This is a genomic window from Natrinema gelatinilyticum (genome assembly GCF_024266705.1).
Classification (GTDB): domain Archaea; phylum Halobacteriota; class Halobacteria; order Halobacteriales; family Natrialbaceae; genus Natrinema; species Natrinema gelatinilyticum.
Window position 1 is genome coordinate 1445242 of the sequence record NZ_CP100756.1, and the last position, 17093, is coordinate 1462334.

Here is a 17093-nt window from a genome sequence, read left to right on the forward strand (position 1 = left end):
TTCGCCGTGACTCTCGAGGGCGACGATGTCCGGATAGGTGGCTAAGACGTTCGAGTCGAAGGAACCGACGGAGAGTCGGCTACGTGGCCGTCGCCGGACATTTCCTCGCTTCACGAGGGCCCTCGGTCACTCGTCCGAATACGGAATCTCGAGTTCCTCGCCGTCGTCGGGGAGGAACACCGCGCCCTCGAAGGCTTCGCGGGCCTGGCGTTCGTGGTCCGCGGTGTAGCCCGCGTACCGCGAGGACAGGTGCATCAGTGCGAGCCGATCGGCGCCGGCCCGAGTCGCTATCTCGGCCGCCTGTCGGGCCGTCGAGTGGGCGGTATCGGTTGCCCGATCGGCGCGGTCGTCGGCGAACGTCGCGTCGTGGATCACCAGGTCCGGGTCGTCGACGACGTCGATCGTCGCCTCGGTGGGACGGGTATCGCCCGTGTAGACGATCGATCGACCCGGACGGGGGGGCCCGACGACCTGTTCGGGTCGGACGACGGTGCCGTCATCGAGTTCGACCGGATTGCCCTCGTGGAGCCTCGAGAATTTCGGGCCGACCGGAACGCCGAGTTCCTCGGCGCGCTCGCGGTCGAATCGACCCTTGCGCTCGTCCTCGACGAGAGCGTAGCCGACCGATCGGGTGTCGTGGTCGGTCTCGAACGCGCGAACCTCGTACTCCTCGCCGCGATAGGCGACATCCCCCCTGCCGACTTCGTTGATTCGGACCGGAAACGAGGGGTGGTTTCCGAGGGCGGTAACGAGTGATTCGAGGTGGCGCCGCGTGCCGTGTGGGGTGTAGATCGACAGCGGCTCCTCGCGATCGTTGAAGTCCATCGTCTGTAGCAAGCCTGGAATCCCGAGGACATGATCGCCGTGCATGTGCGTGACGAACAACTGCGAGACGGAAAACCCCGTTTTGAACCGCATCATCTGGCGCTGGGTCCCCTCCCCGGCGTCGAACAGGAGCTCTTCGCCCTCGCGAGCGACGAAGACGCTACTCGGGTTCCGTTCCGTCGTCGGAATCGCGCCGGCCGTCCCCAGAAACGTCACGCGCAGTGGCATCGGTATACGTTCGACGGGCCGCGGCTAAACCCGCTTCGGATCGCTTGAGTCCGGTCCCTCAGTTCGGCCCGGATTCACCGTGTGGAAATCGCGCCAGTCTCAGTCGATGGCCGGATCGGCCGCCGACAGCGTGTCGACCGACCAATGCGGTTCGGTCGGGATCAGTAGGGGTTTTCAAACTCACTGTCGGGGCCGCCTACCGTTCAGCGCGCCGTTCAGTTCGTCGGTCATTTTCGTCCGATTCCGCGGACGATCAACGGGCACGGACCGTCGTAACTTGCAATTATTCGGGTAAGCTGTCCCGAACAGGCCCGTCGGTCCGCGAACGGACTGCGCGTTTTACGTCCGTCGAACCCGACAACGGGGACGACAACAACCCCAATGAGTTCGAGACAGTCGTTCGGCACGGTCAAGCGAATCGGTGCGATCCTTATCGCGGTCGTGATCGTCGCTGTTGCCGGTATCGTCGTCGGTCAGGCGCCGGCCATCTTCGGCGTCGAGGAGGAACCGGAGGCGTCGATCACGTTCGAAGACCAGCAGGGCAACGGCTCTTCCGTTACGATTCAGGAGGTCTCCCTCTCCGACGGTGGCTACGTAGTCATCACTGACGGCGGCGACGAACCACTGGCTGTGTCCGAGCGCCTCAACGCAGGGACCCACGAAAACGTCACTATCGAGCGGGAGAACGACGTTTCGCGCGAGCTAATCGGTCAGTTGACGGCTACGGTCCACCAGGATACGTCCGACGACGAGGGCTACGCCTACGAGTCGAGCGGCGGTGAGGAAGACCAGCCGTATCTCGACGACGGGTTCCCGGTCAGCGACACCGCGACGGTGACGACGTCCGACGAGGCTACGCTCGGCAACTCGTTCCTCGTCGAATCGATCGATGCGCCCACGACGGCGACGACCAACGAGACGGTCGAGGTAAACGCACGGGTCCGGAACCCGACCGAGTTCCAGATGCAGCAACCGGTCGAAGTCCGCATCGCCGGCGCCGTCATCGAGCGACAGGTACTGGAACTCGACGGCGGCGAAGCGCGCAACGTGACCTTCCAGACGGATACGAACGGCGCGCCACCTGGTAACCAGACCATCGGGATCTACACCGAAAACGACGGTGCGGTCACATGGATCGACCTCGAGTTCCACACCGATCCGAGTGTCGCGGTCACCGACGCGAGCAACGAGAGCGTGACCGTTTCGGCTGCGATTCCGCAGCGCGGATTCGTGGCCCTCGAGCGAAACGGAACCATCTTCGCCACGAGCGACGAACTCGATCCCGGCGAGCACGAAAACGTCACCGTCGATCTGCCGGCGGACGCCTCGATCGCGGACGCTGACGAGTTGACGGCGACGCTCTACGCCGGATCACCCGACGCCGCCGACGCGGCATCGCCGATCGTGTTCGAGGGCGAACCCGTGCGAACGACCTTCACGATCGCCGAGGCGTCCGCCGACGAATCCGGAGACGGTGGCTCCGAGTCGGGGAACGATTCGAACGGCGGCTAGTCGGCAGACGGTCGGTCGACGACTGCTCGAGTGCGGCCTGAGCGGCGAGTAACCGACCGATACTTACCCACCGCTCCCCTATTCCACGGCGATGGATGCGCCGCTGTGGACCGAAACCCACGCGCCCGAACTGGCCGAGTTACCACAGGACGACGCTCGCGAGTACCTACAGCGGGCGGTCGAGGAGCCGATCAACCTCCTCTTGCAGGGCCCACCTGGAAGCGGAAAGACGGCGGCTGCGCGTGCATTGGCCCGCGAGGCTCACGACGATCCGGACAACGATTACGTCGAGATCAACGTCGCCGACTTCTTCGGCCGGACCAAGACCGAGATCACGAACGATCCCCGCTTCGAACACTTCCTCACGGGTCGCTCCTCGATGTCGAAACGAGACATGATCAACCACGTCCTCAAAGAGTCAGCGAGCTATGCGCCCGTTTCGGGGGGTTACACTACGATCTTGCTGGACAACGCCGAGGACGTTCGCGAGGACTTCCAGCAGGCCCTGCGCCGGATCATGGAGCAACACCACCGAACGACACAGTTCATCGTCGCCACGCGCCAACCGACCAAGCTCATCCCGCCGATCCGCTCGCGGTGTTTCCCCGTCTCGTTTCGCGCGCCGACCAGCGAGGAAACCGTGGCCATCCTCGAGCGAATCGTCGAGAAAGAAGACGTAGACTACAACGCAGACGGCCTCGAGTTCGTGGCGGGCTACGCCAACGGGAATCTCAGGCAGGCAATCCTGGCGGCGCAAACGACGGTCAAGGACGCCGGCGAACTGACGATGAGCACTGCCTACGAAACGATCGGCGAGGTCGGCCTGGACGACGAGATCGAGTCGATGTTAGACGACGCCGAGGCCGGCGCGTTCATCGACGCTCGCAAGACGCTGGACGATCTGCTCGTCGACGAAGGGTTGGATGGAGAGGAAATCCTCGATGCGATTTTGCGGATCGGGCGCAAGCGCTACCAGGGTCGGCGCCTCGCCCGGATCCATCGGCGGGCCGCGGACGTCGAATTCGAGATGACCGAGGGGACGAGCGACCGGATTCACGTGTCGCATCTGCTGGCGGAACTCGGCCGTGAGGCCTGATACGGACTGCTGTCCGCCAGTTCCGGAGCAACCGCGATCGTTCTGTGGGTGTTCCGGTAAATACGTACCACTTGGATGGGAGAACTGAGAAGAGTGATATTGTTGAATCCCTCGAGGGCCACGTGCTGCTGTCGGCATCGAGAGGGTGGCGTGGTCCACTACGTCCATCTCACTGCTGCATGATCTGGATGAGGTTCCCGCACGTGTCGTCGAAGACCGCCAGCGTGACGCCCCCGGCGGTCATCGGCTCCTGGCTGAACTCGACACCCTGCTCGCTCAGGCGTTCGTATTCGGCCTCCACGTCCTCGCACCCGAACATGGTCCAGGGGATGCCGTTGGTGACGAGCGCCTCGCGGTACGTCTCGAGCTCCTCGTCAATCGTTGGGTTTTCTGTGGGTTCCAAGAGCAACTCGACGCCGTCGGTCGAGTCAGGCCCGACCACGGTCAGCCATCTATTCTCGCCCACTGGTTCGTCGGTCTTCTTTTTGAAGCCGAGGACGTTCGTGTAGAACTCCAGGGCCTTCTGCTGATCGTCTACGGGCACGTTCGTTACGATGAGTTCCATTTTATTATCTCTCCTCAGTTTCCGTGTCGATGTCGTTCTCGGCCAGGCTGTCAAGCCAGGCTATTATCGTCTTGATGCGGTCTGCGCCCGCAAACTCCAGGACCTTGTACTTGCCCTGCCGGGTCGAGGCGACCAGACCGGCCTCTTCGAGGACTTCGAGGTGGTTGCTGACCCCTTGCCGGGACATGTCGACGTCGTGTTCCATGGTGAGACGCACGCAGAGTTCGTAGAGCGTCTGCTCGCTGTTGTCCGTCAGTTCCTCGAGGATCAACCGCCGGGTGCTGTCGGCCAGCGCCCGGAACACGTCGTCGTTGGAAGACATGAGACAACATGCAACTATATGCTTGCATGTATAGATAAACCTATTGGTGAGCCACTTTTTTCGGGTTTGGCTCATCAACTTCCATACCTTTCGCTGGTCTCCGAAAACCAAATTGGGATGTCTACACGCCCACGGTCACGAAGCCGATGGTGTCGATACCCTAGCGGGTGTAGTTACCGGTGAAGTACCTCGGGGCTTGTCCCCGAGGCACTCGCCTTGTTCATCTGTAGATCCACGACGAATTACGATGCGAGATACGCGCGTCGTCTCTCGCACGCCCATGCTATCAACTTCTGTATAGTAGTGGACCAGAACTATGGATTACGCTGCTAATTACTATCTGCTGGTCGCTCGAGCACCATCACGTACCGCGTCAGCGACCGATGCACGCGGCGCTCGAACGCCGACTCGAGTTCCCAGCCGACCGTTCGTGCCTCCTCGATCCACGACCGATCCGCGACCACGACTGCCCGCGGCGCGATCCGGCGGGCCTCAGCGAGTGCACCGGAAACGAGGTCCTCGAGTCGGTGAGTGTCGATCTTCGATTGTCGGCCGTAGGGCGCGTCGAAGATCACGCCGTCGGCGGCGTCGTCCACTAGCGGCAGCCGGGTCGCGTCGCCGCGACCGACGTGCCACGAGCCCCGCGAGACGCCGGTCGGCGACGGCTCGTCGGTCTCGAGGAAATGTGCCAGGTTCTCGCGCGCGCCGTCGGCCATCTTCGCCTGGGCATCGGTACCGATCACGTTCGCGCCAACGAGGCCGGCCTCGACGAGAACGCCGCCGGTCCCACACATCGGGTCCAGAATCGTCGCCCCCGGCCGAGCACCGGCGACGTTCGCGACGGCACGAGCGAGCAGTGGGTCCATACTCCCGGGTTGGAAGAACGGTTTGTCCGTTGGTGCTCGAGTCCCGAAATCGCGGACGCTCTCGGCTGCGAGCCAGCCGAGCGCGCAGACGGATACGCGCACGTCCGCACGGTCGTCACCGTCGGCTCCGTCGGCTTCGAGTGCGTCGTTGTCTCCGCCGTGCTCGTGGGACTCGTGTGCGCCGTGGTCCTCGCCGAACTCAGGGACGGTTGTCGTCTCGCCAGGTTCGACCGTGCCCTCCGAGAAAACGACCCGTAGGAGATGATCCGGTTCCTCGAGGTCGACGGCGAAGCCGCGGTCGAACAGAATCTGGCCCAGTTCACGTTCCGCACGCTCGGTGCGGACCCCGCTCGAGCCGTGGACATCGGTCGCGCGCACCGCGACCGATCCAGTTCGGTCGATCGCAGCAGCCTCGAGGACGGCGCAGGCGCTCGCGAGATCGGCGTCGCCCCGTCCGAGGAGTTCGCTCGCGCGGTGAGTGTAGGCGAGGCCGCGGACCCGCTCCGGGACGATTCCACGCGCGACGGCGAGGCCGGGTGCGATCCGATCGACGCCGGTCGCTGCGCTTCGGGCCTCTCGGGCCGCGAACACGTCGTCCTCGCCGCCCAACTCGAGCAGATACACGGTGGAATGTCGCCCCCGCTCGCGTATGAGGCTGGCGTTTTTTCGGGTCGGTGACCCCGTTCGCGGTTGACGACGTGTGAACCCGTTGACCGGCGACACCGCCGGTCGGATTCCCGTTCCGCACACGCTGGGTTCCATTCCAGTCACTCCCTCCGTCGTCCGCATCGGGTCGTCGAAGCAGAGGAATCGACTTCGAGCAACGTCGGTAGTCGGCTCGCTGGGCGGGTCGCTGGTTCGGACGAAATCACCCGGCGTCCTCTGATACGGACTACTGTAAGTCATTGCCGGTGCAACCGCGACCGTCCTGCGGGTACACCGGTACATTGTCACAGCAGACCGTATGACGGTTCGCACTAGCCACCGTCCGTCGTTCGTCGCGCGCGACGAGCGGACACCGCCGGTAGTATCGGCCGTATACGATCCGTGACAGTCCCGAACTGATGCCGGTCATATATACCGGATATATCAGGTGGCGGCACCAACCTTTATAAACCTTAAATACGTCTTTTTAAGCGACTAATGACGGATCCGAAGGACACCATCAACATCGAAAACGTGGTGGCGTCGACCGGTATTGGACAGGAACTCGACCTCCAGAGTGTCGCGATGGACCTCGAGGGGGCCGATTACGACCCCGAACAGTTCCCCGGTCTCGTCTACCGTACCCAGAATCCGAAGTCCGCTGCCCTGATCTTCCGGTCCGGGAAGATTGTCTGCACCGGCGCGAAAAGCACCGACGACGTCCACGAAAGTCTTCGCATCGTCTTCGATAAACTTCGTGAACTCCAGATTCAGGTCAACGAAGACCCTGAAATCGTCGTCCAAAATATCGTCACCTCGGCCGACCTGGGCCGAAATCTCAACTTGAACGCAATCGCGATCGGATTGGGTTTGGAGAACATCGAGTACGAACCCGAACAGTTCCCCGGACTCGTGTATCGACTCGACGAACCGGAAGTCGTCGCGCTGCTCTTTGGCTCCGGCAAACTCGTCATCACCGGCGGCAAGAAGCCCGAGGACGCCGAACATGCAGTCGACAAGATCGTCTCCCGGCTCGAGGACCTGGGCCTGCTCGAATAACACCGTCCGCGTTTTCGCCAGTCGATCGACCGATCACAGACACCGCAACGTATTCCCGCGGGCGCTCTGGTCGCTCGTTTCGGACTCGTGTATTTTCGGATTTCCGATATCCGATTGCATCCGCTTTGGAACGACGGGTTCCCGTCGCGATCGCTCTCGAGCAGGTCTCGACCGCGATAGAGATGTCCGAGCGCTATTTCTGTTGGACCATCGTTTACTTCGACACTTCGTGTCGGTTGGATCGGATTGTCGATCGTTCAATCACGGCCGTATCGGACCGAAACGGGTGAATTTGGGCTGAATCGCCGAAACGACCGGATACGTTTATTCCCCAATACATCGCCGAGTCTCACGTGCCAATGACGATTCACACAGACCGAACGACGTCCGTTTCAGATCGGTATCCTTCTGCGAGCGGTGGCGTAGTCGGCCGTCGGTCGCTCCCGCGTGAGACGATCAATCGCGTGCTGGAAAGCGACCGCCGGAGCGAGGCGCTTCGCTGTGTCCTCGCCGCGGACGGACCGGTCGCGGTTCGTACGCTGGTCGGCCGCATTGCCGATTCCGAGGACGACGCGACCCTCGAGACGTCGATTCACCAACTTCGCCAGCGGATCCACGTCTCCCTGTGTCGGACCCACCTCTCGTTGCTCGAAGATCACGATATCATAACGTACGACCGTATTCGAAGCTTCGTCGGACCGGGACCGAACCTCGACGCATTCGAATCCGAACTCGAGTATCAATCGCTCGAGCGGTCGATTGCCGGTCGACTGGGATGACCTGACTCGTTCGCCACTATTCGACGAGCCGTTCGATCTCGGTTACTAGAATATCGCTCGCGCCGGCATTTTTGACGTCGGTGATCGTCTCGAAGACGTCCTGTTCGTCGACGACGGCGTGGACGGCGACCTTGCCGTCACCGGTTTCGGTATCTTCGGCGGCCGATCCCGTTTCGTCGGCGATATCCATGACCGTCGGCCCACCCAGGCCTGGAATGACCGCTCGCACGTCCGCGAGTCGCTCCCGAGGAACGTTCATCATCAGGTACCGCTTCCCGTCGGCGTGTTTGACCGAGGAGAGTGCGGTCCTGACCTCCTCGACCTTCGGGTCATCTACGACGTCTTCGCGGCCGAACAATCGAACCGAACTCGAGAGAACTTCGTCGACGACGGCCAGCCGGTTCATCTTGAGCGTGGTGCCCGTGCTCGTGATATCGACGATCGCGTCGGCCATCTCGACGTGGGGTGTGAGTTCCGTCGCGCCTGTAACCTCCACGATGTCGGGCTCGACGCCGGTCCCGGCGAAGAAATCTGCGGTGACGTTCGGAAACTCCGTCGCAACGATCTTCCCGGCCAGGTCGTCGACGGACTCGATGTCCCCGTCTTCGGGTGCCGCCAGCACGAGTCGACAGCGCCCAAACTCGAGGTCGAGCAACTCGTCGACGGTGTCGACGCGGGCCTCCTGGACCTGATCGAAGCCAGTGATACCGAGGTCGGCCGCGCCGTCGGCGACGTACTCCGGAATATCGGCCGCGCGGGCGAACAGCACGGTGACGTCGGGGTCGACGGTATCGGCGTAGAGTTTCCGGTCGGCCCCATTCTCGAGGTGGAGCCCCGCCCGCTCGAGGAGGTCGATCGTCGGCTCGTGCAGGCGGCCCTTGTTGGGAACGGCGATTCGCATATGGCCGGTGTTGGGCCCCAGCGGGGAATTGTCTTTTCATCCGTCCGAACGAGCGACTCGCGGTGCAGATGCGGATTCGAGCACAGCCGTCTGCGACTCCGCTGTTCATTGCCACCTGCAGTTCCTTGTCCCGTGACCGCGTATCACCGATCGATGGACGACCACAATCGTCGAGCCGGGGACGAATCCGCCGACGGCGACCGGGACGACCGCACGCGCTCGAGGGAGGGTCGAGGAGTCGCTACTCGAGGACGAGACCGAAGACGTCGAACGGGCGCGAGACGAGGATCACGACCACATACGGCGATTATGATCGCGGTATGCACAGAGACGATCAACGCACACGACGACCACTACTGGTCGGAGTCACCACACTCTCCCCGTTCCAACGACCAGCGCACAGACCCGAGTCCCGTCCACCGTGACGGGACTGTTTCGTCCGGGGACGCGTAGACCGGCTGAGACTCCCACGGAGGAAACCACGCCGTTTACGATGCGGCGGATATCATTGCCGTGAACTCACTCGACCTGATGCTCTGTCTCGCGTAGGTTCGCTTCTCGTTGTTCGTCTATCTATCTCGCTCGAGTGCGTTTCGTCGTTGCTCGTACTCGTCGTGGCTCAGATCGCCGCGAGCGTACGCGCGGCGAAGTTCCTCGAGCGCTCGATCGGTGTCGTCTCCGCCGGCGAGCGCCCGGTAGAGGAAATATCCAGCACCGACGATGACGGCGACGAACAGCAGTTGCATCAGGACGGCGACGAGCATCATCCAACCGGGTGCCGTTCCGTCACCCCACATGCCGTAGCCCCACGCGCCGCCCATCATCGGGCCGAATCCCATCATCCCGAACCCCATAAACAACGCGGGGAGAACCACGAGGAGACCGAGGATGACGAGAGCGATCGTGACGAGTTTGGTGTCAGTCGTTTCTGCAGCCATGATATCTCACTGGCGACGGGTCGTCCGTCTCCGGGTACTGATACGTGCTTCGGACTCAATGCAGTTCTCCCTTCGAATCTAATCTCCGAGACGGGGACCATCGCGATCCGTCGTCAGGCGTACCCGGTCAAATGTATCCGATCCTGGACGCGTCGAAACCGGGTTTCCGCAGGTATCGTCGTGTATATCATCGGTTCTGATCGTTGCATCATAATTCAATTGAGGAATACGAGCGAACAGTCGTCGCCCCAATCGGAACCGGCAATGGGCCACGAGAGAGTGCACTGAGGCCTCTCGACGCTCGAAACCGTAATCAGATACCGTCGATCACTTTCGCATCCGTATTTTTCGACGGTGAAGAGCCTGTTTTCCAAAGGACAACCGCAATAGCCGAATAAACCGATGGATTACGCATGGTAGTGCCCCTTCTCGAGGGGGTTCTCGAATCGCTCCGGATCGGTCTCGGGTTCCTCTGAACGGCGGCGTGGGCGATCATCATGGGACTCACGGTCACGAGTCTCGTGCAGGTGTACGTTTCGAAGGAGCGAATGGCGCAGGTACTCGGGGAGAGCGACCTCGCGAGTCTCACGAAGGCGACGGCATTCGGCGCCGCGAGCAGCGGTTGCAGCTTCGGTGCAGTCGCCATCGCGAAGGGGGCTCATGTGGTGAACGTACTCGCGTTCATGTTCGCCTCGACGAACCTGATCGTCGAACTCGGATTGATGATTCTGCTCCTCTTGGGGTGGGAGTTCCTCGTCGCGGAACTCCTCGGCGGGCTCGTTCTCATCGCTGTCATGGCCCTCATCGTCCGTTTGACGCTCCCAGAGGCGTTGTTCGACGAGGTTCGGGCGGAACTCAACCGACAGGACCACGACCGCGGCGTCACGATGGATCCGACGTGCGGTATGGAGGGGACAGCCGAACACACCATCGTGACCAACGGTGGCGAGACGCTGAAATTCTGTTCGGAGGGGTGTCTCGAGACCTATCGCCAACAGCTGGTGGGCGGTGGTGGGTGGCGCGCCGAACTCCGTTCCTGGGGCGGGTGGTACAAGCTCGGCAATCAGTACCGTAGAGAGTGGTCGATGATTTGGACGGACGTCGTCGCGGGGTTTCTCGTCTCGGGTTTCGTCATCGTGTTCGTTCCGCAACGGGTCTGGAACGCGCTGTTCGTCCAGGGTAATAGGCTGTTAATGACCGCTGAGAACGCGATCGTGGGCGTCGCGATCGCCGTTGTCAGCTTCGTCGGAAGCATGGGTAACATCCTGTTCGCGGTCGCGCTCTGGGGCGGTGGAATCAGTTTCGCGGGCGTCATCGCGTTCGTCTACGCCGATCTCATCACCATCCCAGTGTTGAACGTCCACCGGAAGTACTACGGTTGGTCGGTCATGCTGTACATCTTCGGCGTCTTTTTCGTGACGATGGCGTTCACCGGATTTCTCATGGAACTGCTCTTCGACGCGCTCGGGATCGTTCCGAATCTGGCCGGCGGCGAGACGGCCACCGAGGAGAGGTACTTCGAACTCAACTACACTTTTTACCTCAATCTCGTCGCGTTCGCACTCTCTGGTTTCCTGCTGTACGTGTACCGTCGGGGACTCGGTGCACCCGGGCAGTATCGCGATCCAGTGTACGGCATGCGAACCGACGACCGCGGTCCGAACGCGACTCACGGGGGCGAGACCTACTATTTCTGTTCGACCGCCTGCAAGCGGACGTTCGAAGACGCGCCCGCGGAATTCGAGCGGCAGTCTCCGTCCGGTTCGGATTCCGAAACGGCTCACGATCACCACTGAAACCGCTCTCGACGACCCCGTCGTTCCAGGTCACGAAGAGTTCCTGGCGCTGATGCGCGTAGACGCCATCGAAGCCGGTCGTCACGTGCCAGAACCGACGGTTTCGGAGATGACTAACTGGTATTCTCCGTGCGGGGGAAGCCTCGCCGGAGGCGGCGAAGAGGATTTTATTACGTTGCTGCGTCGTACCCCGCCTCGTCGACCGCACCGACCAGCGCCTGTGGATCCACGTCCCCGTCGACGATCGCACGTTCTTGCTCCCGATCGGCCTCCGCCGACATCACGCCGTCGACGCCCTCGAGCGCGTCTTCGACCGCTTGCTCGCAGTGTTCACAGGACATGCCTTCGACGGTGATGGTCTGACTCATGTGATGACGTACGAGCTCACATTCTTTGTACATTACTGTTCCGGGTGATAAGGAGCAGTCGATTTTGGGTTTGGAATCGAAAGCGATAGTCGTCAGTCTCTTTTCTTTCGAGCCCGAACGGACACGACATGCGCGACCTCGACGAGACCGACATGGCAATCTTGCGACTGCTGGGCGACGACGCTCGTCGGCCCTACAGCGACATCGCCGAGGAGGTCGGCCTCTCCGGACCGGCCGTCTCGGACCGCGTCAAACGCTTAGAGGAGGCAGGAGTCATCAACGGCTTCACCGTCGACATCGACCAGTCCCAGCTGCGAGCGGGGGTCCCGGTGTTCGTTCGGGTGACCGTCCCCGTGAGCGAAGTCGACGACTCCAGAGCGGCTATCGCGGCCGCCGATGCGGTCGAACACGTATTCGTGACCGCTGACGGTGAGATTCTGTTCTACGCTCGCGCACGGGTCCAGCAGGTCCGCGAGTGGCTCGAGGGGCTCCTCCCTGTCGGGGACCGCGTCGAGTACGAGGTAACGTTGGTCGACGAGGCCGAGTGGACGCAGTCGCTCGACGGAACGTCGTTCGCGCTCACCTGTGCGGAGTGTGGGAATACCGTCGACAGCGAGGGAGAATCGACCCGCATCGACGGTGACGTGTATCACTTCTGCTGTCCTTCCTGTTCGAGCCGGTTCGAAGGACGATACGAACGGCTCGAGGAGGGGGCATGACTTTCGGTTCCGAAGTTGCCACCGCAATTCGCTTTGGGTTCCTGCCAGTAAAGTGGGTAAAGCACGATCCCTTTGTACTCTATAATGAGTACGTGGACCGCACACTTGGACATCCATGGCATGAGCTGTGCGAACTGTTCGCAAACGATCGACGAGTCCCTGGAATCGCTCGACGGCGTCGTCGAGGCGAACGCCAACTTCGCCACGGACGAAGGAACCGTCGAGTACGACCCCGAAGCAGTGTCACTCACCGATATTTACGGGACGATCGAGGACGCCGGCTACGGAGCGGAGCGCGCGAATCGGTCGATCGGCATCACCGACATGAGCTGTGCCAACTGCGCCGACGCAAACGAATCGGCGCTCGAGTCGGTCCCCGGCGTCATCGACGTCGAGGTCAACTACGCGACCGACGAGGCGACCGTCGAGTACAATCCGGTCGACGCCTCGCTGGAGGATCTCTACAGAGCGATCGAGAACGCCGGCTATACCCCCGTCCGCGACGAGGACGGTGACGACGAGACGTCGGACCGGGAGCGACGGGACGCGGCTCGACAGGCCGAGATCCGAAAGCAACTCCGGCTGACGCTCTTCGGTGCGGTGCTGTCGGCTCCGTTTTTGTTCTTCCTCGCCGATCGCTTTCTGCTCGGTGGGGAACTCGTCCCCGAAACCGTCTTCGGCGTCGAGTTCGGGTGGCTCGAGTTCCTGCTCGCAACGCCGGTCCAGGTCGTGTTAGGCAAGGAATTCTACAGGAACGCCTCCAACGCGCTCGTGAAGAACCGCTCGGCCAACATGGACGTGCTGATCGCGCTCGGTTCCTCGACGGCCTACGTGTACAGCCTCGTCGTCCTGTTGGGCCTGCTCGCGGGGAGTCTCTACTTCGACACCGCGGCTCTGATCCTCGTGTTCATCACGCTGGGCAATTACCTGGAGGCCCGCTCGAAGGGGCAGGCCAGCGACGCGCTGCGGAAGCTCCTCGAGATGGAAGCCGAGACGGCCACGCTGGTCGACGACGACGGGACCGAACGCGAGGTACCCCGGGAGAAGGTCGCCGTCGGCGATCGGATGAAGGTCCGGCCGGGCGAAAAGGTGCCAACCGATGGCGTCGTCGTCGACGGCCAGTCCGCGGTCGACGAGTCGATGGTAACCGGTGAATCGGTCCCCGTCGAGAAGGAGACGGGCAACGAGGTGGTCGGCTCGACGGTCAACGAGAATGGCGTGCTGGTCGTCGAGGCGACGAAGGTCGGATCGGACACGGCGCTCCAGCAGATCGTCCAGACCGTCAAGGAGGCCCAGGCGCGCCAGCCGGAGATCCAAAACCTCGCGGACCGCATCTCGGCGTACTTCGTCCCCGCGGTCATCCTGAACGCGACGTTCTGGGGACTCGTCTGGTTCGTCTTCCCCGAGGTACTCGCGGGATTCGTCCGCGCGCTCCCGCTGTGGGGACTGGTCGGCGGGGGCCCGGCCGCGCTCTCGACGTTCGAGTTCGCCGTCGTCGTCTTCGCCTCGGCGGTGCTGATCGCCTGTCCCTGTGCGCTGGGCCTGGCGACGCCCGCGGCGACCATGGTCGGAAGCACTCTCGGGGCGAAAAACGGCGTCCTGTTCAAGGGCGGGGACATCCTCGAGCGAGCGAAGGACGTCGACACCGTCGTCTTCGACAAGACCGGCACGTTGACCACCGGCGAAATGACGCTCACCGACGTCGTCGCGCTCGAGGGCGACGGCGAACTGGCTGCCGACGGTGGCGACGGGACCGCCGTAGACAGCGGTGACACGGCCGCCGGCAGCGGTGCGCTGGCTTCACGTCCGCCCCTCGATCGCGAGGCGGTGCTTCGCCTCGCGGCGAGCGCGGAGCGCAACAGCGAGCACCCGCTCGCGCGAGCCATCGTCGACGGTGCCGACGAACGCGGCCTCGAGTTACTCGACCCCGATTCGTTCGAGAACGTCCCCGGCCAGGGCGTCCGGGCGACCATCGAGGACCGCGAGGTGCTGGTCGGCAACCGGCGGCTGCTCGAGGCCGCGGGCGTCGATCCCTCGCCCGCCGAAGCGGCGATGGAACGGCTCGAACGCGAGGGCAAGACCGCGATGTTGGTCGCGGTCGACGGGGCGGTCGCGGGCGTGATCGCCGATGCCGACACGGTAAAGGAACGGTCGGCCGATGCCGTCGCTGCCCTGCGAGAGCGCGGCGTCGACGTCATGATGATCACCGGTGACAACGAACGGACGGCTCGAGCCGTCGCCGAGCGGATCGGGATCGACCCGGATGACGTTCGCGCGGGCGTCCTGCCGGAAGAGAAAGCCGACGCCGTCGAGGACATCCAGTCGTCGGGACGGACGGCGATGATGGTCGGAGACGGCGTCAACGACGCGCCGGCGCTCGCTGTCGCGTACGTCGGGACGGCGATCGGGTCCGGGACTGACGTGGCCATCGAGGCGGCGGACGTCACGCTGATGCGCGACGATCCGCTCGACGTGGTGAAGGCGATCCGCATCTCCGATGCGACGCTGCAGAAGATCAAACAGAACCTGGTCTGGGCGCTCGGATACAACACCGCGATGATCCCGCTCGCCTCGCTCGGCCTGCTCCAGCCCGTCCTCGCGGCCGGCGCAATGGCGCTGTCGTCGGTGTCGGTCCTCTCGAACAGCCTGATCTTCCGCCGTTACTCGCCGGACCGGGAGTACAGGCTGCTCGGTCGTCTCCGGCGATAATCACGACGCACAGTCTCGGACTCACCGACTCGCGCTCGAAAGCGCGCACGATTCGCACTCGAAATCGCTGGCGATTCGCACCGCAATCGAAAACAGTTCGCGTCAATCCTGCATCGGCTTTTCTTCGGGTATCGCGTCTCCGTTACCGACGGAATTGTCGGTCTCGACGTCTCCCGTCCCTTCGTCGGTTCGTTTCTCTCCCTCTTTCTCTTCTTTCTCGCCCGCTTCGTTCTCCTCGTCGATGACGCGGATCTCGACGTCGCTACCCGTGCCGCTCTGGCTGATCACCGGCTTGAGGATGTACGTTCCACTCTTCCCAGCTTTGTGGGGTGCGATGTCGTAGACGAAGTCGACTGGCTCGTTGTTCCCGATGGTGAACGTCGTGTGCAGTTGAAGTTTGTTGCTCGGAAGCGTCACGTTCGTCTCGCTCCCGTCGGTCAGAACGCCTTCCGTGTCGCTGATGTGGATGAAGACCGTCTCGTATTCTCCGGCCGGCAGATCGAACTCGTCGATCATGGTCGCGTTCGCGCCTTTCAGTTCGGTGAGATCGGCCGCCCGTTCGTCGACGTCGTATTCGACCCAGTGCCCCTCGGGCGCGCCGCCGTCACCGTCGTCCGTTTCGCCGCTTGCCCCGTCGGCTGCGTCTCCGGTCTTTTTGAAGCCGACCTTCGTGATCGTCACGTTGAGATGTCTGAAGTCGTCGATCTGGCTCGGTTCGTCGCTGACGTAGAACGCGACCGTTCCCGTTTCGCCACTCGAGTCGATCGTATCCCGTGAGTTGTCGGCCGTCGGATCCTCCGCTGGTTTTCTGCCCATTCCGCCGGCGCAGCCGGCGATCGCGACGAGCGCCGCGACGAGTATCAGTTGAATCGCGCGTCTGTTCATATCCGATGACAGTCGGTCAATCGATAATAAAAGGGGTGCGACTTTCAACTCCGTGTAGAACCGTTCAGTCCCGTAAACTGTTCGAAACTGACTCTCGACAGCTCTCGGGTCATACGGTCTGCTGTAAGTCATTGCCGGTGCAACCGCGACCGTCCTGTGGGTGCACCGGTAAATCGGTACAGCAGACCGTATCAGGAGGCCGCCTGCAACTGCTCGGAGAACAGGGTCTCGAGCAGGACGGGGGTGACGAACGCCTCCACGAAGGCGGCGACGACGAGCAGCAGCCAGGCGACGACGACGAGGATGCCGGTCCTGTAGAGGTAGGCTTTCGAAAAGACGGCGTTGCGGCCGCCACGAATGCGCTGCCCGACGCGGTAGAGAAGCCGGAACCCGACGCCGGCGGCGACGAAAAGCGCAGGAAGTTCGAAGATTCCGTGAGGGAGGAGGCCGACGAGGATGTACCCGACCCCCGCGTCGGTGGCGACGAATGCGCCGATATTGCCGACGATGACCCCGTTGAAGAGCATTGCCCAGGCTGTGAGCAATCCCAGGGAGAGGACGCCGAGTATCGAAAGGACGAACGCCCGCGAGTTGTTCACGAGCAGAAAGCGCGCGAGTTCGAGTTTGCTCTGTTCGCTAATATCCGGGAATAGCGGCTCTCCGACCACGTTTTCGATGATCTCGAGCAAGTTGTATCCGGCGGCCATGAGGCCGATACCGATGGCGATCCCGACCGCAAACAGGCCCGCGGCGAATCCGACGTAGCGGCTGTGTTCGTTCCAGGCATCCTCGAGCGCTACGCGCGGCGGATATCCCTCCCCATCGCCGGTCCGATTCCGTTCGTGCCGGGTCCGATTGCCCATGTGTTCATGTCGTCAAA

15 protein-coding genes and 1 pseudogene are annotated in these 17093 nt (G+C 62.6%); 7 read left to right on the top strand and 9 right to left on the bottom strand.

Annotated elements, in window-relative coordinates:
- Positions 1–126: 126 nt before the first annotated feature.
- Positions 127–1053 carry a ribonuclease Z gene (gene rnz / locus NJU76_RS07105; protein WP_254532076.1) on the bottom strand — a complete coding sequence of 309 codons (927 nt, stop codon included), beginning with the start codon at positions 1051–1053 and terminating at the stop codon, positions 127–129.
- A 381-nt stretch (positions 1054–1434) separates the two neighbouring features.
- On the opposite strand from rnz, the gene NJU76_RS07110 reads away from it, so the two are divergent.
- Together NJU76_RS07110 and NJU76_RS07115 are read left to right on the top strand one after the other, a co-directional pair.
- The gene (locus NJU76_RS07110; protein ID WP_254532077.1) at positions 1435–2565 is read left to right on the top strand and encodes a DUF7282 domain-containing protein; all 1131 of its coding nucleotides are present in this window, start codon (positions 1435–1437) and stop codon (positions 2563–2565) included.
- A gap of 91 nt (positions 2566–2656) precedes the next feature.
- The gene (locus NJU76_RS07115; protein ID WP_254532078.1) at positions 2657–3661 is read left to right on the top strand and encodes an AAA family ATPase; all 1005 of its coding nucleotides are present in this window, start codon (positions 2657–2659) and stop codon (positions 3659–3661) included.
- A 169-nt stretch (positions 3662–3830) separates the two neighbouring features.
- On the opposite strand, the gene NJU76_RS07120 is transcribed toward NJU76_RS07115, so the two are convergent.
- The 3 genes from NJU76_RS07120 to NJU76_RS07130 form a co-directional block, all read right to left on the bottom strand.
- Positions 3831–4226 (bottom strand): VOC family protein, encoded by a 396-nt coding sequence (locus NJU76_RS07120; protein WP_254532079.1) that lies wholly within the window; start codon positions 4224–4226, stop codon positions 3831–3833.
- A gap of 4 nt (positions 4227–4230) precedes the next feature.
- Entirely contained in the window at positions 4231–4548 is a 318-nt protein-coding gene (locus tag NJU76_RS07125; protein WP_254532080.1) for an ArsR/SmtB family transcription factor, read from the bottom strand.
- A 329-nt stretch (positions 4549–4877) separates the two neighbouring features.
- On the bottom strand, positions 4878–6038 hold the full coding sequence (locus NJU76_RS07130; protein WP_254532425.1) for a TIGR01177 family methyltransferase: 1161 nt from the start codon (positions 6036–6038) through the stop codon (positions 4878–4880).
- 519 nt (positions 6039–6557) lie between these two features.
- Between NJU76_RS07130 and NJU76_RS07135 the strand changes: the two genes are divergently transcribed.
- Both NJU76_RS07135 and NJU76_RS07140 read left to right on the top strand, forming a co-directional pair.
- On the top strand, positions 6558–7118 hold the full coding sequence (locus NJU76_RS07135; RefSeq protein WP_006671604.1) for a TATA-box-binding protein: 561 nt from the start codon (positions 6558–6560) through the stop codon (positions 7116–7118).
- A 359-nt stretch (positions 7119–7477) separates the two neighbouring features.
- Positions 7478–7897, top strand: coding sequence for a DUF7344 domain-containing protein (locus NJU76_RS07140; RefSeq protein ID WP_254532081.1), 420 nt, complete (start codon positions 7478–7480; stop codon positions 7895–7897).
- A gap of 16 nt (positions 7898–7913) precedes the next feature.
- On the opposite strand, the gene hisG is transcribed toward NJU76_RS07140, so the two are convergent.
- Together hisG and NJU76_RS07150 are read right to left on the bottom strand one after the other, a co-directional pair.
- Positions 7914–8798 carry an ATP phosphoribosyltransferase gene (hisG, locus tag NJU76_RS07145; RefSeq protein WP_254532082.1) on the bottom strand — a complete coding sequence of 295 codons (885 nt, stop codon included), beginning with the start codon at positions 8796–8798 and terminating at the stop codon, positions 7914–7916.
- Positions 8799–9367: 569 nt separating this feature from the next.
- Positions 9368–9736 (bottom strand): SHOCT domain-containing protein, encoded by a 369-nt coding sequence (locus NJU76_RS07150; RefSeq protein ID WP_254532083.1) that lies wholly within the window; start codon positions 9734–9736, stop codon positions 9368–9370.
- Positions 9737–10149: 413 nt separating this feature from the next.
- Here NJU76_RS07150 and NJU76_RS07155 point away from each other — a divergent pair.
- Positions 10150–11532 (top strand): annotated as a pseudogene (locus NJU76_RS07155) (permease).
- Positions 11533–11702: 170 nt separating this feature from the next.
- On the opposite strand, the gene NJU76_RS07160 reads toward NJU76_RS07155, so the two are convergent.
- On the bottom strand, positions 11703–11900 hold the full coding sequence (locus tag NJU76_RS07160; protein ID WP_254532084.1) for a heavy-metal-associated domain-containing protein: 198 nt from the start codon (positions 11898–11900) through the stop codon (positions 11703–11705).
- Between the two features lie 128 nt (positions 11901–12028).
- On the opposite strand from NJU76_RS07160, the gene NJU76_RS07165 reads away from it, so the two are divergent.
- A complete protein-coding gene (locus NJU76_RS07165; RefSeq protein ID WP_254532085.1) occupies positions 12029–12619 on the top strand; it encodes an AsnC family transcriptional regulator in 591 nt (196 codons plus the stop codon).
- A gap of 84 nt (positions 12620–12703) precedes the next feature.
- A complete protein-coding gene (locus tag NJU76_RS07170) occupies positions 12704–15328 on the top strand; it encodes a heavy metal translocating P-type ATPase (RefSeq protein WP_254532086.1) in 2625 nt (874 codons plus the stop codon).
- Between the two features lie 102 nt (positions 15329–15430).
- Here the strand turns inward: NJU76_RS07170 and NJU76_RS07175 are convergent, their stop codons facing one another.
- Both NJU76_RS07175 and NJU76_RS07180 read right to left on the bottom strand, forming a co-directional pair.
- On the bottom strand, positions 15431–16213 hold the full coding sequence (locus tag NJU76_RS07175; protein ID WP_254532087.1) for a DUF4382 domain-containing protein: 783 nt from the start codon (positions 16211–16213) through the stop codon (positions 15431–15433).
- 191 nt (positions 16214–16404) lie between these two features.
- Positions 16405–17076, bottom strand: a complete 672-nt coding sequence (locus tag NJU76_RS07180) for a stage II sporulation protein M (RefSeq protein ID WP_254532088.1) — start codon at positions 17074–17076, stop codon at positions 16405–16407.
- Positions 17077–17093: the final 17 nt, after the last annotated feature.